Source organism: Uliginosibacterium sediminicola (assembly GCF_039631295.1).
Classification (GTDB): domain Bacteria; phylum Pseudomonadota; class Gammaproteobacteria; order Burkholderiales; family Rhodocyclaceae; genus Viridibacterium; species Viridibacterium sediminicola.
Window position 1 is genome coordinate 368,271 of record NZ_JBDIVE010000003.1, and the last position, 19,344, is coordinate 387,614.

General features: G+C 63.1%; 15 protein-coding genes, 2 tRNA genes and 1 other RNA gene. 15 read left to right on the forward strand and 3 right to left on the reverse strand.

The window, feature by feature from the left end; translation table 11 throughout:
• The first annotated feature begins 2 nt into the window (after positions 1–2).
• The 12 genes from ispG to ABDB84_RS08680 all read left to right on the forward strand — a co-directional run bounded on the left by ispG (position 3) and on the right by ABDB84_RS08680 (position 12,048).
• Entirely contained in the window at positions 3–1,250 is a 1,248-nt protein-coding gene (gene ispG, locus ABDB84_RS08625) for a flavodoxin-dependent (E)-4-hydroxy-3-methylbut-2-enyl-diphosphate synthase (protein ID WP_345919308.1), read from the forward strand.
• Between the two features lie 53 nt (positions 1,251–1,303).
• Positions 1,304–2,587: a histidine--tRNA ligase gene (gene hisS / locus ABDB84_RS08630; RefSeq protein ID WP_345919309.1), complete on the forward strand. Its 1,284-nt coding sequence runs from the start codon at positions 1,304–1,306 to the stop codon at positions 2,585–2,587.
• Between the two features lie 14 nt (positions 2,588–2,601).
• Complete coding sequence (locus ABDB84_RS08635) at positions 2,602–3,246, forward strand: YfgM family protein (RefSeq protein ID WP_345919310.1); 645 nt, start codon at positions 2,602–2,604, stop codon at positions 3,244–3,246.
• A 25-nt stretch (positions 3,247–3,271) separates the two neighbouring features.
• Entirely contained in the window at positions 3,272–4,420 is a 1,149-nt protein-coding gene (bamB, locus tag ABDB84_RS08640) for an outer membrane protein assembly factor BamB (protein ID WP_345919311.1), read from the forward strand.
• Positions 4,417–5,742 carry a ribosome biogenesis GTPase Der gene (gene der / locus ABDB84_RS08645; RefSeq protein ID WP_345919312.1) on the forward strand — a complete coding sequence of 442 codons (1,326 nt, stop codon included), beginning with the start codon at positions 4,417–4,419 and terminating at the stop codon, positions 5,740–5,742. Before bamB ends, der begins: the two co-directional genes overlap by 4 nt.
• A gap of 98 nt (positions 5,743–5,840) precedes the next feature.
• Positions 5,841–6,083, forward strand: coding sequence for an RNA chaperone Hfq (gene hfq / locus ABDB84_RS08650; protein ID WP_345919313.1), 243 nt, complete (start codon positions 5,841–5,843; stop codon positions 6,081–6,083).
• A 24-nt stretch (positions 6,084–6,107) separates the two neighbouring features.
• Positions 6,108–7,253 (forward strand): GTPase HflX, encoded by a 1,146-nt coding sequence (gene hflX, locus ABDB84_RS08655; RefSeq protein WP_345919314.1) that lies wholly within the window; start codon positions 6,108–6,110, stop codon positions 7,251–7,253.
• Between the two features lie 14 nt (positions 7,254–7,267).
• Positions 7,268–8,485, forward strand: a complete 1,218-nt coding sequence (hflK, locus tag ABDB84_RS08660) for an FtsH protease activity modulator HflK (protein ID WP_345919315.1) — start codon at positions 7,268–7,270, stop codon at positions 8,483–8,485.
• A 2-nt stretch (positions 8,486–8,487) separates the two neighbouring features.
• Positions 8,488–9,366: a protease modulator HflC gene (hflC, locus tag ABDB84_RS08665; protein WP_345919316.1), complete on the forward strand. Its 879-nt coding sequence runs from the start codon at positions 8,488–8,490 to the stop codon at positions 9,364–9,366.
• A 2-nt stretch (positions 9,367–9,368) separates the two neighbouring features.
• Positions 9,369–9,554, forward strand: a complete 186-nt coding sequence (locus ABDB84_RS08670; protein ID WP_345919317.1) for a DUF2065 domain-containing protein — start codon at positions 9,369–9,371, stop codon at positions 9,552–9,554.
• A 14-nt stretch (positions 9,555–9,568) separates the two neighbouring features.
• Positions 9,569–10,723: an ATP phosphoribosyltransferase regulatory subunit gene (locus tag ABDB84_RS08675; protein WP_345919318.1), complete on the forward strand. Its 1,155-nt coding sequence runs from the start codon at positions 9,569–9,571 to the stop codon at positions 10,721–10,723.
• A 5-nt stretch (positions 10,724–10,728) separates the two neighbouring features.
• Positions 10,729–12,048, forward strand: a complete 1,320-nt coding sequence (locus ABDB84_RS08680) for an adenylosuccinate synthase (protein ID WP_345919319.1) — start codon at positions 10,729–10,731, stop codon at positions 12,046–12,048.
• Positions 12,049–12,226: 178 nt separating this feature from the next.
• Here the strand turns inward: ABDB84_RS08680 and ABDB84_RS08685 are convergent.
• A tRNA-Leu gene (locus ABDB84_RS08685) sits at positions 12,227–12,311 on the reverse strand.
• Positions 12,312–12,470: 159 nt separating this feature from the next.
• Positions 12,471–12,555, reverse strand: a tRNA-Leu gene (locus tag ABDB84_RS08690).
• Between the two features lie 30 nt (positions 12,556–12,585).
• Here ABDB84_RS08690 and rnr point away from each other — a divergent pair.
• The 3 genes from rnr to ffs all read left to right on the forward strand — a co-directional run bounded on the left by rnr (position 12,586) and on the right by ffs (position 16,743).
• Positions 12,586–15,717 carry a ribonuclease R gene (gene rnr / locus ABDB84_RS08695; protein WP_345919320.1) on the forward strand — a complete coding sequence of 1,044 codons (3,132 nt, stop codon included), beginning with the start codon at positions 12,586–12,588 and terminating at the stop codon, positions 15,715–15,717.
• Positions 15,659–16,471 carry a 23S rRNA (guanosine(2251)-2'-O)-methyltransferase RlmB gene (rlmB, locus tag ABDB84_RS08700; protein WP_345919321.1) on the forward strand — a complete coding sequence of 271 codons (813 nt, stop codon included), beginning with the start codon at positions 15,659–15,661 and terminating at the stop codon, positions 16,469–16,471. The genes rnr and rlmB overlap by 59 nt, the downstream gene beginning before the upstream one ends.
• 174 nt (positions 16,472–16,645) lie before the next feature.
• Positions 16,646–16,743: signal recognition particle sRNA small type (ffs, locus tag ABDB84_RS08705), an RNA gene on the forward strand.
• 100 nt (positions 16,744–16,843) lie between these two features.
• On the opposite strand, the gene katG is transcribed toward ffs, so the two are convergent.
• On the reverse strand, positions 16,844–19,045 hold the full coding sequence (gene katG, locus ABDB84_RS08710) for a catalase/peroxidase HPI (protein WP_345919322.1): 2,202 nt from the start codon (positions 19,043–19,045) through the stop codon (positions 16,844–16,846).
• Between the last annotated feature and the right edge of the window lie 299 nt (positions 19,046–19,344).

The following is a 19,344-nucleotide window of genomic DNA, read 5'->3' on the forward strand; positions in this document are numbered from 1 at the left end:
TGATGAGCAATTCCCCTGCCTCTGCTGCTTCACGTCACGCCACGCGCCTGGTGCGCATCGGCAAGATTGCGGTCGGCTCGGCCGCCCCCATCGTCGTGCAGTCGATGACCAATACGGACACCGCTGACCACATCGCAACGGCCTTGCAGATTGCCCAGCTGGCGCGTGCCGGTTCGGAACTGGTGCGCATCACGGTCAATAACGACGAGTCGGCCAAGGCCGTACCGAAGATCCGTGAGCAGCTGTTGAAGATGAATGTGGATGTGCCGATCATCGGCGACTTCCACTACAACGGTCACACCTTGTTGAAGGACAACCCGGCCTGCGCCGAGGTGCTCGACAAGTACCGCATCAACCCCGGCAATGTCGGCAAGGGCGCCAAGCGCGATACGCAGTTTGCGGCGATCGTCGAAATGGCCTGCAAGTACGACAAGCCGGTGCGCATCGGCGTCAACTGGGGCAGTCTCGACCAGTCGGTGCTGGCGCGCATGATGGACGACAACGCCGCGCGCAGCGAACCCTGGGACGCTGGCCGCGTGATGCGCGAAGCGCTGGTGGTATCGGCGCTGGAATCGGCGCAGGCGGCCGAGGCGGTGGGGCTGGGTGCGGATCGCATCATTCTGTCGTGCAAGGTGTCCAGCGTGCAGGACCTGATCGCCACCTATCGCGAGCTGGCGCGCCGCTGCGACTATCCGCTGCACCTCGGGCTGACCGAAGCGGGCATGGGCAGCAAGGGCATCGTAGCCTCGACGGCGGCCTTGTCGGTGCTGCTGCAGGAAGGCATTGGCGACACCATCCGCATCTCGCTGACGCCTGAGCCCAATGGCAAGCGCACCGAAGAAGTCATCGTCGCGCAGGAGATCCTGCAGACCATGGGCTTGCGCGCCTTCACGCCGATGGTCACGGCCTGTCCGGGCTGCGGACGTACCACCAGCGTGTTCTTCCAGGAACTCGCGCAGTCGGTGCAGGAATACGTGCGCGAGCAGATGCCGGTGTGGCGCGAGCACTATGACGGCGTCGAAAACCTCACGCTGGCCGTGATGGGCTGTGTCGTCAATGGTCCGGGTGAGAGCAAGCACGCCAATATCGGCATCTCCCTGCCGGGCACCGGCGAAACGCCGGCCGCACCGGTGTACATCGACGGCGAGAAGGCCATGACCTTGCGCGGTGACAACATCGCCAACGAGTTCCGCAGCATTCTCGACAACTACGTCGCCACCAAATACACGAAGAAGGGCGTCGCTGCCTGAGCGGCCCGCAGACATCACATATGGCAAGCAACAAGATTCAAGGCGTTCGCGGTATGAACGATCTGCTCCCCGATGAGGCGGAGCGCTGGGAGGCGTTTGAGGAAATCGTTCGCGACTGGCTCAAGAGCTACGGCTACCGGCCGATCCGCACGCCGGTGCTGGAACCGACCGCGCTGTTCGTGCGCGGCGTCGGCGAGCATACCGACATCGTCGAGAAGGAGATGTACTCCTTCGAAGATCGCCTCAATGGCGAAAAGCTGACCCTGCGCCCCGAGGGCACGGCCTCCTGCGTGCGTGCCGTGACCGAGCACAACATGCTGTTTTCGCAGCCGCAGCGTCTCTACTACACCGGGCCGATGTTCCGCCACGAGCGTCCGCAGAAAGGGCGCTACCGTCAGTTCCACCAGGTGGGTGTCGAGGCGCTGGGCTTTGCCGGGCCGGATGTCGATGCCGAGCACATTGTCATGTGCGCGCGCCTGTGGGACGACCTCGGTCTCGACGACGTAAGCCTGGAAATCAATTCCCTGGGCGATGCCGAGGAACGGGCGCGCCACCGCGCCGAGCTGATCGCCTATCTGCAACGCCACGAGGCTGCGCTGGACGAAGACGGCAAGCGTCGCCTGCACACCAACCCGCTGCGCGTGCTCGACACCAAGAACCCGGCGCTGCAAGAGATCGTCGAAGCCGCTCCCAAGCTGTTCGACTTCCTCGGCGAAGCCTCGCTCAAGCATTTTGAAGGCGTCACCGCCCTGCTACGCGAAGCGGTGGTGCCCTACACGCTCAACACGCGCCTGGTGCGCGGCCTCGATTACTACAACCGCACGGTGTTCGAATGGACCACCACGCGGCTCGGTGCGCAAGCCACCATCTGCGCGGGCGGTCGTTACGATTCGCTGGTCGAAAGCCTGGGCGGCAAGAGCGCGCCGGCATGCGGCTTTGGAATGGGCATCGAACGTGTCATGCTGTTGTGGTCCGAAGGCATGGAAGAGGGGCCCTTGTCGCGCCCCGATGTGTATCTGGTGCACCAGGGCGAGGCTGCCGAGCGGCAAGCTTTCCGTGTGGCCGAGATGCTGCGTTCGGCCGGCATGTCGGCGATCTTCCATTGCGGCGGCGGCAGCTTCAAGTCGCAGATGAAGAAGGCTGACGGCAGCGGCGCCAGCTATGCGCTGATCATCGGTGAAGACGAAGTGGCAGCGCAGTCGGTCACGCTCAAGGCGCTGCGTGAAGAGCTGCCGCAGCGCCAGATTGCCGTCGATGAAATTGCGCCGGTGCTGGCCAGTCAGCTGTACGGCTCCGGGCAGGATTCGGACGACACACAAGACCAACAATCAAACTGAAAGACACACACTCAATGCCCGCATACGATCTGGAAGAACAGGAACAGCTCTCTGCCATCAAGGCCTGGTGGGAGCGCTATGGCAAATTCATCAGCAATGTCGCGCTGGTACTGGCGATTGCTGCGCTGGCCTGGTTTGGCTGGCAGCGTTATCAGCGTTCGCAGGCCGAGGCCGCGACCGGTCTGTACACCGAAGCGTTCCGCGCCGCACAAGCGGGTGACGCAGCCAAGCTGCAGCAAACCGCCAGCCAGCTCACCAAGGATTACCCGAAGACGCTGCAGGCTTCGCTGGCAACGTTGCTGGCCGCCAAGTCGGATATCGACAAGAACGATGCCAAGAACGCCCGCATCAAGCTGGAATGGGTTACCGAGCACAGCACGGACGCCCTGGTGAAGGATATGGCGCGCCTGCGTCTGGCTTCCCTCATGCTCGATGGCAAGGAATACGATGCTGCACTCAAGCAGGTCGACAGCGCCGCAAGCCCTGAATTCGCTGCCCGCTTTGCCGAATTGCGCGGCGATGTGCTGCTCGAACAAGGTAAGCCCGAGGACGCACGCAGCGCGTACAAACAAGCTGCCGAGAAGTACGGCGTGAGCTCGGAAGGAGCAACATTGAAGAACATCGTGGAGACCAAGCTGGAAGCCTTGGGAGGTAACTGACATGCAGCGCGGACGTTTTACATACTTGAAACCGATTCTGCCCTGCGCCCTAGCTGTGCTGCTGAGCGGCTGTTTTCTGTGGTCGAGCAGTGATACCGGCCCCAAGCCTTCGCCGTTGCCGGTGCTGAGCGGCGGCAATAAAGTGATTGTTGATAGCTGGCGTCAGCGGACGGGCGCGTTGTCGCCTGCCGTGCTGCGTCCGGCTGCGGTGGCCAGTTCCGTCTTCGCGGCGGCTGCCGATGGCACGCTGGCACGCTATGAGGCTGGTCGCGAGCTGTGGAAGGTGCGCGCTGCGCAGTCCTTGTCCAGCGGCGTGGCGGCGGATGGCAAGTTGGTCGTGGTGGCCAGTACGGCTGGTGAGCTGCTGGCTTTCGACAGCAATACCGGCAAGTCGCTGTGGCGCGTGCAGCTCGGTGGCGAGGTCTCGGGCCTGCCCCTGATCGCCGATGATGTGGTGGTCGTGCGTGTCGGTGATAACCAGGTGCTCGCCTACAACACGGCGGATGGCAAACGGCGTTGGGTCTACCAACGTGCGCAGTCCTCGCTGACCTTGCGTGCGCAATCGGGTTTCACGCAGGTGGGTGACACGGTGCTGGCCGGCTTCTCGGGCGGCAAATTGGTGTCCCTGTCGCTGGCGGGGGGCTTCCCGCGCTGGGAGGCAACCGTGGCCTTGCCGCGTGGCACCAGCGAGCTGGAACGCCTGACCGATCTGGTTGGCGAACCGGTGGTGCGGGGTGACAGCGTGTGCGTCGTGGCTTACCAGTCACGCGTGGCCTGCCTCGACGCCGTGCGCGGCACGGTGCGCTGGACCCGCGATGTGGCCTCGACGGTTGGCGGCGATGCCGATGCCACCCAGCTCTACGTGACCGACAACACCGGCGCTGTGCAAGCGCTGGACATCGCGACCGGCGCAACCACCTGGAAGCAGGACAAGCTGCTGTGGCGCGGTGTGGGACGTCCGCTGGTGCTGGCCAATGGCGATCTGGCCGTGAGTGACCAGCAAGGCTGGGTGCACCTGCTCAGTGCCAAGGAAGGCCGCTTTGTGGGGCGTCTGGAGGTCGATAGCAGCGGCATCAACGCGCCCTTGGTGCGTGCCGCAGGCAGCAGCTTTGTGGCACAGGCGCGCGATGGCACCGTGCACGCCTTGAATATTCCGGAAGTGGCCGCCAAGTGAAACCGACCCTGGTCCTCGTCGGACGCCCGAATGTGGGCAAGTCCACCCTGTTCAACCGCCTGACGCGCACGCGTGACGCCCTGGTGGCCGATATGCCCGGCCTGACGCGTGACCGTCACTACGGTATCGGGCGAGGCGGCAGCAAGGCCTATCTGGTCGTCGATACCGGCGGTTTCGAGCCGCTGGCCAAGGAAGGCATCGTTGCCGAGATGGCACGCCAGGCCGAATCGGCGATTGCCGAAGCCGATGCCCTGCTGTTCATCGTCGATGGCCGTGTCGGCCTCACGCCGCATGACAAGCAGATCGCCGAGCGGCTGCGTCGTTCTGGTCGTCCGGTGTTCCTTGCTGTCAATAAAGGCGAGGGCATGAATCGTGCGCTGATCAGCGCCGAGTTCCATGAACTCGCCTGCGGCGAACCGTATGTCATCTCGGCCGCTCACGGCGAAGGGGTGAAGAACCTGCTGGAGCTGGTGCTCGACAGCTTCCCCGATGCCGTTGAAGAGGACGACGATGCGCACGGCCCCAAGGTCGCCATCGTCGGTCGTCCCAATGTCGGCAAGTCCACGCTGATCAACGCCCTGCTGGGTGAAGACCGCGTCATCGCCTTCGACATGCCGGGCACTACGCGTGATGCGATTGCCGTGCCTTTCGAACGCAACGGCCGGCAATACACGCTGATCGATACCGCCGGCCTGCGCCGTCGCGGCAAGGTCTTTGAAGCGATCGAGAAATTCTCGGTGATCAAGACCTTGCAAGCTGTCGAGCAGGCCAATGTGGTGGTGCTGGTGCTCGACGCCAGCCAGGACATCTCCGATCAGGATGCCCACATCGGCGGTTTCGCGCTGGAAGCCGGGCGCGCGCTGGTCATTGCGGTCAACAAGTGGGATGACGTTGACGAATACCGCCGCGAGCGCGTCAAGGTCGATATCGCACGCAAGCTGCAGTTCCTCAGCTTTGCGCGCTTCCACTACATCTCCGCCTTGCAGGGTGCGGGCATTGGCAGTCTGCTCAAGTCGGTTGATGCGGCTTATGCTGCTGCCATGGTCAAGCTGCCCACGCCCAAGCTCACGCGGGTGCTGGAGTCGGCGCTGGCACGCCAGCAGCCGCCACGCCATGGCGTGTTCCGCCCCAAGCTGCGCTACGCCCACCAGGGCGGTCAGAACCCCCCGATTGTCGTCATCCACGGCAATGCCCTCGATCACGTGCCGGATGCGTATAAACGCTATCTTGAACACTCCTTCATGGAAGCGTTCAAATTGCAAGGCACGCCGATGCGCATCGAGTTCCGCTCGACGAGCAACCCCTTTGCCAAAGATGATTGATCTGTGTGTAAGGCAGTTGAAGGCAAACTGCAGTATGCTGGCGTAGGTTGTTGCACTGCGATAACATACTTCCTCAAAAAACAAGACGAGGCTCAACCATGAGCAACAAAGGCCAACTGCTTCAGGATCCGTTCCTGAATATTTTGCGCAAAGAACACGTGCCGGTTTCCATCTACCTGGTCAACGGCATCAAGCTGCAAGGACACATCGAATCCTTCGATCAATACGTCGTCCTGCTCAAGAACACTGTCACCCAGATGGTTTACAAGCACGCCATTTCCACGGTCGTACCGGCACGTCCGGTGTCGATCCCGCACGAAGCGCCCGAGACCAAGGAATAGTGCGTAGCGCACGGGACGGACGCGATGCTTGAGCGTCCGGCCAGCGGCAATCGCGCCGTTCTGGTTCAACTTGATTTTGGCGACACCCTCATCGCTGACCGCCTCGCCGAGCTCGAACTGCTTGCCAGTTCGGCTGGTGCGCAGGCGGTCGCGCTGGTTCAGGGCAGGCGTCAGGCGCCCGATGCAGCATTGTTTGTCGGCAAGGGCAAGGCGGAGGAAATCGCCGCTGCAGCCCGCGCCAATGCGGCCGACATTGTCATCTTCAATCATGAGCTAGCACCGGGCCAGCAGCGCAATCTGGAGCGCCTGCTGGAGCGTCGTGTCGTCGATCGCAATGCGCTGATCCTCGATATCTTCGCGCTGCGCGCCAAGAGTCACGAGGGCAAGCTGCAGGTCGAACTGGCTCAGCTGGAGCATCTGGCGACACGCCTGGTGCGCGGCTGGACTCACCTGGAGCGGCAGAAGGGCGGTATCGGCCTGCGCGGTCCCGGCGAGAAACAGCTGGAAACCGACCGGCGCTTGCTCGGCAATCGCGTCAAGATGCTCAAGGAACGCCTGCGCCAGCTTGAAAAGCAGCGCAAGGTGCGGCGCCGCGCGCGCGAACGGCAGGAAATTCCGGTGGTATCGCTGGTGGGCTACACCAATGCCGGCAAGTCCACGCTGTTCAATGCGCTGACCAAGGCCGGCGCCTATGCGGCAGACCAGCTCTTTGCCACGCTGGATACGACTTCGCGCCGTGTCTATCTGCGTGAGGCTGAGCGCAGCCTGATCCTCTCGGATACCGTGGGATTCATTCGCGATTTGCCGCATGCGGTGGTCGCGGCTTTCCACGCCACGCTGGAGGAGACGGCCAATGCCGATCTGCTGTTGCATGTCGTTGATGCATCGTCGCCGGAACGCGAAGCGCAAATTGCTGTCGTAGACCGCGTACTCGATGAAATCGGCGCCGGTCAGGTGCCGCGCATCGTGGTATGGAACAAGATCGATGCCACGGCGGGTGAGCCGGCAGTCGAACGGGATGCCTGTGGTAATATCCACCGCGTACTGTTGAGTGCCCGCACTGGTGCCGGTCTGGATGCCCTGCGGGACGCGCTTGCCGGGCAGATGTTTCCGGTACTTTCCGCTAATCCAGTCACTCCACCACAATCTGATTCGAGCGAATCCACGTGATCACCGCAATCCTTATGTCCCTGAAAGACCCTCGCTGGGGTAACGACAAGCAGGGCGACGACAAGCGTGGCGGCGAGCAAGGGCCGCCCGACCTTGAAGAAATCTGGCTTGATCTCAATCGCAAGATCGCCGCAGCCTTTGGCCGTAAATCCGGCTCCGGCGGCAGTGGCGGTGACGGCGGTGGCGGACCAAGCGCGCGCGCCATTGGTGGCGGCGTGTCGCTGATCCTCGGCATCATCTTCGTGCTGTGGGCGGCAAGCGGGGCCTATGTCGTCGACGCCTCGCAAAAAGGCGTGGTGCTGCGCTTCGGCAAATTCAAGGAAGTGACCACCGAAGGCCTGCAATGGCATTTGCCCTTCCCCTTCGAATCGCACGAGATCGTCAACGTCACCCAGGTGCGCACGGTTGAGGTGGGTTACCGTGGCAACGAACGCAGCAAAGATCTGCGTGAGGCGCTGATGCTTACCCGTGACGAGAACATCGTCAATATCCAGTTTGCCGTGCAGTACACGCTCAATGACGCGGCGGCATATGTATTCAATAACCGCGATCCTGAAGATTCGGTCAAGCAGGCGGCCGAGACCGCGATGCGCGAGATCGTTGGCAAGAACGAGATGGACGTGGTGCTCTACCAGGGTCGCGAAGCGATCATGCAAGAAGCGCAGCGCCTGATCCAGCTGATTCTCGACCGTTACAAAACGGGTATCCAGATCACCCAGGTGACGCTGCAGAATGCGCAGCCGCCCGAACAGGTGCAGGACGCCTTCAATGACGCGGTCAAGGCCGGTCAGAATCGCGAACAGCTCAAGAACGAAGGCCAGGCCTATGCCAACGACGTGATTCCCAAGGCGCGCGGTGCCGCTTCCCGCTTGCTTGAGGAAGCCAGCGGTTATGCCGGCCGTGTGGTCGCGCAGGCCGAGGGTGATGCCAGCCGCTTCAAGCAGGTCTATGCCGAATATGCCAAGGCGCCGGAAGTGACGCGCAACCGTATGTATCTGGAAACCATGCAACAGGTCTTCTCGAACACCTCCAAGGTCCTGGTTGACTCCAAGGGCAATGGCAACATGCTCTATCTGCCGCTCGACAAGCTGATGCAGCAGGGCGGTGCAGCGGCTGCGCCGGCTGCGGCCGGCGACGCGGGCAAGGCTGCCGCGCCCGTCATCGAGTCGCAACAGCGCCCCCTGGAGCCGGCCGATGCCCGGCGTGGTCGTGAACGTGGAGCGGAGCGATGAACATGCGTGAGCGTTTGCCACTGGCCGCCGGCCTGATCCTGTTTGTATTTGTCGTTTTGTCGATGTCCATCTTCACGGTGGACCAGCGTCAGTACGCGCTGATCTTCCAGTTTGGTGAGATCAAGCGCGTCATCGACGAGCCGGGCATCAAGTTCAAATGGCCGATGATCCAGCGTGTGCAGTACTTCGACCGCCGCATCCTGACCATGGATACGCCGGAGCCGGAGCTGTTCCAGACGTCGGAAAAGAAGAATGTGCTGGTCGATCTGTTCGTCAAATGGCAGATTGCCGATCCGCGCCTCTACTACAAGTCCTTCAATGCCGAAGAAGCCAAGGCCATCAATCGCCTGGACCAGACCGTCAATTCCGGTCTGCGCGAGGAGTTTGGTCGTCGCACGGTGAAGGACGTTGTCTCCGGCGAACGCACCCAGATCATGGAAGACGTGCGTCGCAAGTCGGATGAAGATGCGCAGAAATACGGCATGCGCATCATCGACGTGCGCCTCAAGCGCGTTGATCTGCCGACCGAGGTGAGCGAATCGGTGTATCGCCGCATGGAGGCCGAGCGCAAGCGCGTGGCCAACGAGCTGCGTTCGACCGGCGGCGCCGAGGCGGAAAAGATCAAGGCTGATGCGGACCGCCAGGCCGAAGTGATCAAGGCCGAAGCTTTCCGCGACGCACAGAAGATCAAGGGTGAAGCCGACGCCAAGGCATCCTCGATCTATGCCGAAGCCTTTGGCAAGAATCCCGAGTTCTACCGCTTCTACCGCAGTCTTGAAGCGTACCGCCAGAGCTTCCGCAACAAGAACGATGTGCTGGTGGTCGATCCCAGCTCGGAATTCTTCAAGTACCTCAAGGGCAGCGGGCGCGAAGCCAAGTAATCATGCTGCGTACCGTCTTGACTGCCCTGGCCTTGATGCTGGTGCTCGAAGGTCTGCTGCCGCTTGCCTTGCCGCAAGTCTGGCGTGAGGCCTTCCTGCGCCTGACCCGTCTGGCCGACGGACAGCTGCGCTTCATGGGGCTGGCCTCCATGTTGCTGGGGCTCGTCCTGCTGCTCATTGCCTACTGAAATCACGAGTCATCATGGCGCTGCCACCTTGGGCCCTGCCCGAATACTTTGAAGATGTCCTGCCCGCTGCTGCGCAACGCCTGGAGGCTTTGCGCCGGCAGCTGCTCGACCAGTTCCGCAGTTACGGCTACCAGCTGGTGATCCCGCCCAGCGTCGAATACCTCGATGCGCTGGTGTCTGGCGCCGGCCAGGACATGGACGAGAGCACCTGGAAGCTGGTTGATCGCATCTCCGGCCGCACCCTGGGTCTGCGCGCCGACATGACGCCTCAGGTCACGCGCATCGATGCGCACGTACTCAATCGCCAGGGCGTGACGCGTCTGTGCTACTGCGGCGCCGTGGCGCATGCGATGCCGCGCAGCACGACGGCCAGCCGCGAGCCGATCCAGATCGGCGCCGAGCTGTATGGTCACCAGGGCATCGAGGCGGATGTCGAAATCCTGCGCCTGCTGGCAGACAGCCTGAAGCTTGCTGGCGCGACGACAACGCGTATCGACATCGGCCACATGGGCCTGTTCCGTGCGCTGGCGCGCCATGCCGAGCTGAGCGAGGCTGACGAACAGCTGCTCTACGCCATCCTGCAGACCAAGGATGTGCCGGCGCTGCGTGAGTTCGTCGCGACGCGTCCGGCTGCTGCCGTGCTGCTGCCGCTGCCGGGCCTCTATGGCGGCCCCGAAGTGCTGGTGCGCGCGATGAGCGAATTGCCGGATCTGCCTGCGGTGCACGAAGCCATCGGCGAACTGCTGCATCTGGCCAAGCATCTGGCCGATCTGCCCTTGTCATTCGATCTGGCCGATCTGCGTGGTTATCACTACCACACCGGCCTGGTGTTCGCCGCCTATTGCGGGCATTCCCCTGCAGCGGTGGCGCTCGGCGGCCGCTATAACGAAGTGGGCAAGGCCTTCGGCCGTGCACGTCCGGCGACCGGTTTCAGCATGGATCTGCGCGATCTGCTGGCGCTGGGCGAAGTCGCTGCGCCGGCCGGTGCGGTGCTCGCCCCGCAGCGCGAGGATGCCGAACTGGCCGCCCTGATCGCCCAGCTGCGTGCCCAGGGCGAAATCGTGATGTATGAGTTGCCGGGCCACACAGGCGCCTGGCGTGAGGCTGGCTGTGACCGGCGACTGGAATTGAAGGACGGCGCGTGGCGCGTCGTGACGCTTGGAGAGTGAGAGCAATGGTGGCTAAGTCAAAGAATGTCGTCGTCGTCGGGACGCAATGGGGCGATGAGGGCAAGGGCAAGATCGTCGACTGGCTGACGGATCACGCTCAGGGCGTGGTGCGTTTCCAGGGCGGCCACAATGCCGGCCACACCCTGGTCATCGGTGACAAGGAATACAAGCTCAATCTGGTGCCCTCGGGCATCGTGCGTGAGGGTGTGCAGTGCTACATCGGCAATGGTGTGGTGCTCGACATCCATCACCTGCTCTCCGAGATCGCCGTGCTGGAGAAAGACGGCATCGATGTGCGCTCGCGCCTCAAGGTGAGTCCGGGCTGTCCGCTGATCCTGCCGTATCACTCGGCGCTGGATCGCGCCCGTGAAGCCAAGAAGAGCGCGGGTGACAAGATCGGCACCACCGGCAAGGGCATCGGCCCGGCGTACGCCGACAAGGTGGCGCGTCGTGCGCTGCGCGTCTATGACCTGTTCCATCCCGAGCGTTTCGCCGACAAACTGCGTGAAGTGCTCGACTACCACAACTTCGTGCTGACCCAGTATTTGGGCGCCGAGGCGGTGGATTTCGACAGCGTGTATCGTCAGGCGATGGCGGATGCTGAAGCGATCCGCCCGCTGGTGGCCGATATTTCCGCGCAGATCTATGAAGATCACAAGGCCGGCAAGAACCTCTTGTTCGAAGGCGCGCAAGGTACCTTGCTCGACATCGACCACGGCACCTATCCCTTCGTGACCTCGTCCAACTGCGTGTCGGGCCAGGCTGCGGCCGGTTCGGGCGTGGGGCCGGGCATGCTGCATTACGTGCTGGGCATCACCAAGGCCTACTGCACCCGTGTCGGTGGCGGTCCGTTCCCGAGCGAGCTGGATATCGAAACGCCGGCTTGTCCGGGTTATCAGATGTCCACTGTCGGTCGTGAATTCGGCACGGTGACCGGGCGCAAGCGCCGCTGTGGCTGGTTCGATGCCGCTGCGCTGCGCCGTTCGGCACGTATCAACGGGCTTACCGGCCTGTGCATCACCAAGCTCGATGTGCTCGACGGGCTCGAAGAGCTAAAGATCTGCACCGGCTACAAGCTCGACGGCAAGGTGCTCGATCTGCTGCCGATCGGTGCCGATGAAGTTGCCGCCTGCGAGCCGATCTATGAGAGCATGCCGGGCTGGAGCGAGACGACCTTTGGCGTCAAGCGCTGGGAAGATCTGCCCGCTAATGCGCGCGCGTATCTGGATCGTCTGGAAGTGCTGTGCGAAGTGCCGATCGCGATCATCTCGACCGGTCCTGAGCGGGATGAAACCATCCTCAAGCAGCACCCGTTTGCGGGTTGATCAAGCGGGCCGGCACAGCAGCCGGCCTTTTTGTTTGGCCGCCCGCATTGGGGGCGGCTGCCGCGAAGCCCGCTGCACGGACGGACGGGCAGGGTGGCAAAGCGGTGGCCAGAAAAACAAAAGGCCGGTTCCTGAGAACCGGCCAATGTATGAAACGCATGACTTGCAACAAAGAATTTGGTGCCCAGAAGAGGACTCGAACCTCCACACCTTGCGGCACTAGTACCTGAAACTAGCGCGTCTACCAATTTCGCCATCTGGGCAGAGGCGCGCATTATAGATGGATTGAAGGAAGCTGTGTTCTATTTGGTGTCTTCAATCAACAAAAATACAATCCGGACCGCCGCTTTCGGCAATCTGGATGCCGGAAAAACAAAAGGCCGGTTCGCGAGAACCGGCCTATGTCTGAAACTATCGAAATCTGGTGCCCAGGAGAGGACTCGAACCTCCACACCTTGCGGCACTAGTACCTGAAACTAGCGCGTCTACCAATTTCGCCACCTGGGCAAGAGGCGCGGATTATAAAGCATTAATTGAATGAGTCAACAAGAAAAGAAAACAGAGAACAAAAAATCGCCCCGCAAGCCGCGTGTGTCACGCATCCGTCGGGCCGACCCCTTCTATGAACGCGAAGCGGAAAAGTACGAATCTCCGCTGCCGTCACGTGAATACATCCTGCAGATCCTCACCGAGGCCGCGCGGCCGATGTCGGGCGAGGATCTGATCGCAGCGCTGGACATCCTGGAGCAGGAAGTCGATTCCTTTGCCCGCCGCATCCATGCGATGGAGCGCGAGGGCCAGCTGATGCGCAACCGCGCTGGCGATTACATCGTGCCGGACAAGGCCGATCTGATCCGCGGCAAGGTCGAAGGGCATCCGGATGGCTTCGGCTTCCTGATCCCCGACGATGGCTCGGATGACATGTTCCTCGGCCCGCGTGCGATGCGCGAGGTGATGCATGGCGACAAGGTGCTGGTGCGCGCGATGGGCCTCGATCAGCGTGGCCGGCGTGAGGCGAAGATCGTCGAAGTGCTCGAACGCGCCAATGCCCGCATCGTCGGCCGTGTCGTGGTCGAGCAGGGGGTGGCCTTTGTGCAGCCGGAGAACCGGCGCATCGCGCAGCAGATCCTGCTCTCGCCGGATGCATCCACCAAGCCGCGTGACGGTCAGGTGGTGACGGTCGAGATCACCCAGCCGCCGGGCGCGCATACCCAGGCCATCGGCCGCATCGTCGAGACCCTCGGCAACTACGCCGATTCGGGCATGGAGATCGAGATTGCGCTGCGCAAGCACGATCTGCCCTTCGAGTTTTCCGAAGCCACGCAGGCCGAAGCCAAAAAGCTGCCCGACACCGTGCGCAAGAAGGACTGGACCTGGAATGAGGCCAAGGCGCAGCGTGAGGACATCCGCCATCTGCCCCTGGTCACCATTGACGGCGAGACCGCGCGCGACTTTGACGATGCCGTCTATTGCGAGAAGCAGGGCAAGGGCTATCGCCTGATCGTCGCCATCGCTGACGTGAGCCACTACGTCACGCCGGGTTCGGCGCTGGACGCTGACGCGCTGGCGCGTGGCACCTCGGTGTATTTTCCGCGCCGGGTGATCCCGATGCTGCCGGAGAAAATCTCCAACGGTCTCTGCTCGCTCAATCCGCAGGTCGAACGCCTGTGCATGGTCTGCGACATGTCGATCAATGCGCAGGGCGTCATCAAGCAATATCGCTTCTACCCGGCCGTCATGTTTTCGCATGCGCGCCTGACCTATAACATGGTCGCCGCCGCGCTCTACGAGAAGCAGCCGGCGCTGCGCCGCGAGTTGGCCGCCCTGCTGCCGCAGCTGGAGGATCTGGACGAGCTGTTCCGCGTTATGCTCAAGGCGCGCGGCAAGCGCGGCGCCATCGACTTCGAGACGGTCGAGACGAAGATGGTCTTCGATGACAACGGCAAGATCGAGCGCATCGTGCCGGAGGCGCGCAACGATGCGCACCGCCTGATCGAGGAATGCATGCTGGCGGCCAATGTCTGCGCCTCGGAATTCCTGCTGGCCAGCCAGCAGAAAGCGCTGTACCGCATCCACGAAGGGCCGACCTCTGAAAAGCTGACACGCCTGCGCGAGTTCCTCGCCGAGTTCGGCTTCTCGCTGGGCGGTGGCGAAAAGCCGCGTGCAGCAGACTTCGCCAGCGTGGTCGACAAGATCCGCGAGCGCCCCGATTTCCAGCTGATCCAGACGGTGATGCTGCGCTCGCTGCAGCAAGCGGTGTACAGCCCCGACAATGTCGGCCACTTCGGCCTGGCTTACGAGGCCTACACGCACTTCACCTCGCCGATCCGTCGCTATCCCGATCTGCTGGTGCATCGCGCGATCAAGGCGGTGCTGTCGAAGAAGCAGTACGAGCCTTCCAAGGGCCCGGTCGAATTGCTGATGGATACGCGGCGCAAACGCAGCAAGCCGAATGATCGCAACAAGCGCGGCGCCAAGGCTGCCGAGCCGGTCGCCAAGGCGCCCGAAAAGGCCAAGAGCGCCGGCATCTGGGAAGACATCGGCGTGCATTGCTCGGCCACCGAGCGGCGTGCCGACGAAGCCAGCCGCGATGTGGAAACTTGGCTGAAGTGTTTCTACATGCAGGATCGCGTCGGCGAGATCTACAGCGGCAATATCACTGCGGTGACCTCGTTCGGCATCTTCGTCACGCTTGATGATCTGTTCGTCGAAGGCCTGGTGCACATCTCCGATCTGGGCAAGGATTACTTCCACCACGACGAGGCGCGCCACGAACTGCTGGGCGAGCGCACCGGCGAGCGCTATCGCTTGTCCGATCGCGTCACCGTGCAACTGATGCGCGTCGATCTGGAATCCCGCAAGATCGACTTCAAGCTGGTCGAAGGCGTTGAGCGCGCCACCACGCGCACGGGCAAGACCGCCAAGGATGCCGCCCGCAAGCAGGCCGTCGAGATTCCAGCGCCCGTCGTCCCGGCGCCGCTGCCAGAACCGGTGATCGCCACGCCGGCGAGCAGCGCGCGCCGTGCGCGCAAGCCGGTGCCGACGCCGCAAGTCGAGCTCGCCCCCGCTGCGCCGGCCAAGGCCGACAAGCCGAAGAGCGAGAAACAGAAGGACGCCAAGCAAAAAGAAGCCAAGCAGAAGGTCGACAAACAGCCCGCCGACGTGGCCAGCGAGCGTCGCAAGGACAAGGCGCCCAGCCTCGCTGCCGCAGCGCAGCCCAAGGCCGCCCAGGGGCAGCGCGATTCGCGCCCGGTGGCCAAGCGCACGGCCAGCCTGCAAGAAGCGCCCAAGCCGGCCGCCAAGGCTGAGCGCAAGTCCGCCAGCAAGGTGCCGACCGTGGTTGCCGCCGCGCCGCGCGTCAAGAAGGTCGCGGCCCTGCTCAAGCCCAAGGTGGTCGCGCCGCCGGTGGCGGAAGTCTTGCCGCCGCAGGACAGCCAGTCCTCGGCCGAGGCGCCGCGTCGTCGCAAGCCGGTGCCGATTCCGATTGCGCTCGACGATGAAGTCGTCAGCTGGCGCGAGCTGGCCGGCTTGCCGGACCGCAAGGGACCGCCGACACTGGACGAACTGCCCGGTCGTGGCCGCGCCACCGCCGCTGGCACGCTGAAATCACATGCAGCCAAGCCTGCAAGCAAACAAACAAGTCGTAAGGGAGGGGCCCGCCGTGGCTGAGCAGGACAAATCTACGCGTTATCTACACGGTTTTCATGCCATTGCGGCCAAGCTGCGCCACGATCCGGAAGGCGTGCTCGAAGTCTTCATCGCCGCCGGTCGTCAGGATCAGCGCATGCGCGATCTTGTCGAGCGTGCCGAAGCCGCCGGCGTGCGCCTGATTCCCACCGATGCAACGCGTCTTGAAGGCATGGCCGGCACCCATCGCCATCAAGGTGTGGTGGCGCGGGTCGATGGCAAGCGACGCGAAATCAAGCTTGAAGACGTGCTCGACACGCTGACCGAAAACGCGCTGCTGCTGGTGCTCGACGGCGTGCAGGACCCGCACAATCTGGGCGCCTGTCTGCGCGTGGCCGATGCCGTCGGCGCGCATGCGGTGATTGCGCCGAAAGACCGCGCCGTGGGGCTCAATGCCACGGCGGTGAAGGTTGCCAGCGGCGCGGCTGACACCGTGCCCTACGTCACCGTGACCAATCTGGCGCGTGCGCTGCGCGAGATGCAGGAAGTCGGCATCTGGTGCGTCGGCGCGGCGGGTGAAGCGACGAAGTCGCTTTACGAGATCGACCAGACCGGCCCCATCGCCTGGGTGCTCGGTGCCGAGGGTGACGGCTTGCGCCGCCTGACCCGCGAGACTTGCGACGAGCTGGCGCAGATTCCGATGCTCGGCTCGGTTGAGAGCCTGAATGTGTCGGTCGCCTCCGGCGTGTGTCTGTTCGAGGCGCGGCGTCAGCGCGGCGCGCTGAGCAAGTCCTGAGGGTCTTGTCTTTGACACGAAGGACGCAAAGAAAAACGAAGGTTCGCAAAGCTTCAAATCGCAGGATTTCTTTGCGAGCTTTTCGTTGCAGCGCTTGATCGCATCCACGCACAACACAAGGATCATGGACCGCCGCTGAAGCATTGCGGCAAAGTCTGCGCTACAATGCCGCGTGGCGGGTCTCCCCGCATTGCAGCGTGGGAACCTGGTCAGGTCCGGAAGGAAGCAGCCATAACCGCTCCCTGCAAGTGCCGGGGGTCGGGCTCGCCACCCCGAATACGCCAACGGCGCACAGTCTTGTGGACTGTGCGCCGTTTTCTTTTGGCCGGGCGGCAGCCGGGTAGGCTGCCGCTGGCGCGCGTACCTGCTGAATTACTGCAGGTCGAAGCGATCGAGGTTCATCACCTTGGTCCAGGCCGCGACGAAGTCCTGCACGAAGCGCGACTGCATGTCAGCTTGTGCATAGACCTCGGTCAGGGCGCGCAGCTGCGAGTTCGAGCCGAACACCAGATCGACGCGTGTCGCCGTCCATTTCACGGCGCCCGTCGTGCGGTCGCGGCCTTCGAACAGTTGTGCCTCAGGTGAGACAGGCGCCCACACCGTAGCGATATCCAGCACATTGCTGAAGAAGTCGGTGTTGAGCGTACCGGGGCGGTGGGTGAATACGCCGTGCTGGCCATCGACCGTGGCGCCGATGCTGCGCAGGCCACCGACCAGAACCGTCAGTTCCGGCGCGCTGAGGCTGAGCAGCTGGGCCTTGTCGATCAGCAGCTTCTCGGCCGGCACGCGGTACTGCGCCTTCTGGTAGTTGCGGAAGCCGTCGGCCAGCGGTTCGAGCACCTTGAAGGACTCGACATCGGTCTGTTCGGCCGTGGCATCGCTGCGGCCCGGCGTGAAAGGCACCTCGACACTCTGGCCGGCAGCCTTGGCCGCGTGTTCGATGGCGGCACTGCCGGCGAGCACGATCAGGTCGGCGAGCGACACTTGCTTGCCGCCGCTGGCGGTGGCGTTGAAGGCTTGCTGGATGCCTTCGAGCACGCCCAGCACCTTGGCGAGCTGGGCCGGCTGATTGGCTTCCCAGTCCTTCTGCGGTGCCAGGCGGATGCGTGCGCCATTGGCGCCGCCGCGCTTGTCCGAAGCACGGAAGGTCGAGGCCGAAGCCCAGGCCGTCGACACCAGTTCGGCGACCGACAGGCCCGAGGCCAGCACCTTGACCTTGAGCGCGGCGATGTCGGCCGCGTCGATCAGGGCGTGCTCGACCGGCGGAATGACGTCTTGCCAGATCAGGTCTTCAGCCGGCACTTCGGGGCCGAGGTAGCGCGATTTCGGGCCCAGATCGCGGTGCGTGAGCTTGAACCAGGCACGCGCAAAGGCATCGGCGAAGGCCGCCGGATCCTGATGGAAGCGGCGCGAGATTTTCTCGTAGGCCGGGTCGAAGCGTAGCGACAGGTCGGCCGTGGTCATCATCGGCGCATGTTTCTTCGACGGATCGTGTGCGTCCGGGATCAGGTGTTCCGGCTTGACGTCCTTGGCGCGCCACTGATGTGCGCCAGCCGGGCTCTTGACCAGCTCCCATTCGTAGCCGAAGAGCGTGTCGAAGTAGCCGTTGTCCCATTGCGTGGGATTGGGTTTCCAGGCGCCCTCGATGCCGCTGGTGGTCGTATCGACCCCCTTGCCCGAGCCGAGCTTGTTGATCCAGCCCAGGCCCATTTCTTCAAGCGGCGCGGCTTCCGGTTCGGGGCCGACCAGCTTGGGATCGCCCGCGCCGTGCGCCTTGCCGAAGGTGTGACCGCCAGCGACCAGCGCCACCGTCTCTTCGTCGTTCATTGCCATGCGGGCGAAGGTTTCGCGCACGTCACGGCCCGAAGCGAGCGGGTCGGGATTGCCGTCCGGGCCTTCCGGATTGACGTAGATGAGGCCCATCTGCACGGCGGCGAGCGGGTTTTCCAGCTCGCGATCACCGCTGTAACGGCTGTTCGGCTTGTCCGAGGTGGCCAGCCATTCTTGTTCGGCACCCCAGTAGATGTCTTCCTCCGGCGCCCAGATGTCTTCGCGGCCGCCAGCGAAGCCGAAGGTCTTGAAGCCCATCGATTCGAGCGCGACATTGCCGGCGAGGATCATCAGATCGGCCCAGGAGAGCGCATTGCCGTACTTCTGCTTGATCGGCCAGAGCAGGCGACGCGCCTTGTCGAGGTTGCCATTGTCGGGCCAGCTGTTGAGCGGCGCGAAGCGCTGGTTGCCGGTGCTGGCGCCGCCGCGGCCGTCGGCCGTGCGATAGGTGCCGGCGCTGTGCCAGGCCATGCGGATCATCAGGCCGCCGTAGTGGCCCCAGTCAGCCGGCCACCAGTCCTGCGAGGTGGTCAGCAGGGCTGCAAGGTCTTGCTTCACGGCGGCGAGGTCGAGCTTCTTGAAGGCTTCGGCGTAGTTGAAATCTGCCGGCAGCGGGCTCGATGCCGGGCTGTGCTGGTGCAGGATCTTCAGGTTCAGCTGGTTGGGCCACCAGTCACGGTTGGATTGGGCGCTGGCGACTGCGTTGGCGCCGTGAGGGAAGGGGCATTTGCCGGTGCTGCTCATGATGTGGCTCCTTGTGTGATCAGTGTCTGAATGTGAGGGTGTGGCTTTGCAGGGTGATGACCATGCCGGCGGGTCGTCAGTAGCGACCGGCCTGGCAGGCCAGCAGATCGATCCAGAAATCGAGCCGGGTCAGTGCGTTGAGTCGAGATTTCATATACGCCTCCTTTCGATGTGGTAAATCTATCGATCAGATGGCGATCAATCTAATTGTTTAATCAAATACTCAAGATAGTCTGCGTTTTGCAGCACGGGTGGAGCAGTATGCGCGGCGCGGGCGCTGCACTGGACAGATTGTCACG

What these genes read in the sequence shown, in the direction of transcription:
- ispG (WP_345919308.1), top strand. Translation starts at nt 3, where the DNA reads ATGAGCAATTCCCCTGCCTCTGCTGCTTCACGTCACGCCACGCGCCTG.
- hisS (WP_345919309.1), top strand. Translation starts at nt 1,304, where the DNA reads ATGAACGATCTGCTCCCCGATGAGGCGGAGCGCTGGGAGGCGTTTGAG.
- ABDB84_RS08635 (WP_345919310.1), top strand. Translation starts at nt 2,602, where the DNA reads ATGCCCGCATACGATCTGGAAGAACAGGAACAGCTCTCTGCCATCAAG.
- hfq (WP_345919313.1), top strand. Translation starts at nt 5,841, where the DNA reads ATGAGCAACAAAGGCCAACTGCTTCAGGATCCGTTCCTGAATATTTTG.
- hflX (WP_345919314.1), top strand. Translation starts at nt 6,108, where the DNA reads ATGCTTGAGCGTCCGGCCAGCGGCAATCGCGCCGTTCTGGTTCAACTT.
- hflK (WP_345919315.1), top strand. Translation starts at nt 7,268, where the DNA reads ATGTCCCTGAAAGACCCTCGCTGGGGTAACGACAAGCAGGGCGACGAC.
- hflC (WP_345919316.1), top strand. Translation starts at nt 8,488, where the DNA reads ATGCGTGAGCGTTTGCCACTGGCCGCCGGCCTGATCCTGTTTGTATTT.
- ABDB84_RS08670 (WP_345919317.1), top strand. Translation starts at nt 9,369, where the DNA reads ATGCTGCGTACCGTCTTGACTGCCCTGGCCTTGATGCTGGTGCTCGAA.
- ABDB84_RS08675 (WP_345919318.1), top strand. Translation starts at nt 9,569, where the DNA reads ATGGCGCTGCCACCTTGGGCCCTGCCCGAATACTTTGAAGATGTCCTG.
- ABDB84_RS08680 (WP_345919319.1), top strand. Translation starts at nt 10,729, where the DNA reads ATGGTGGCTAAGTCAAAGAATGTCGTCGTCGTCGGGACGCAATGGGGC.
- rnr (WP_345919320.1), top strand. Translation starts at nt 12,586, where the DNA reads ATGAGTCAACAAGAAAAGAAAACAGAGAACAAAAAATCGCCCCGCAAG.
- rlmB (WP_345919321.1), top strand. Translation starts at nt 15,659, where the DNA reads ATGCAGCCAAGCCTGCAAGCAAACAAACAAGTCGTAAGGGAGGGGCCC.
- katG (WP_345919322.1), bottom strand. Translation starts at nt 19,045, where the DNA reads ATGAGCAGCACCGGCAAATGCCCCTTCCCTCACGGCGCCAACGCAGTC.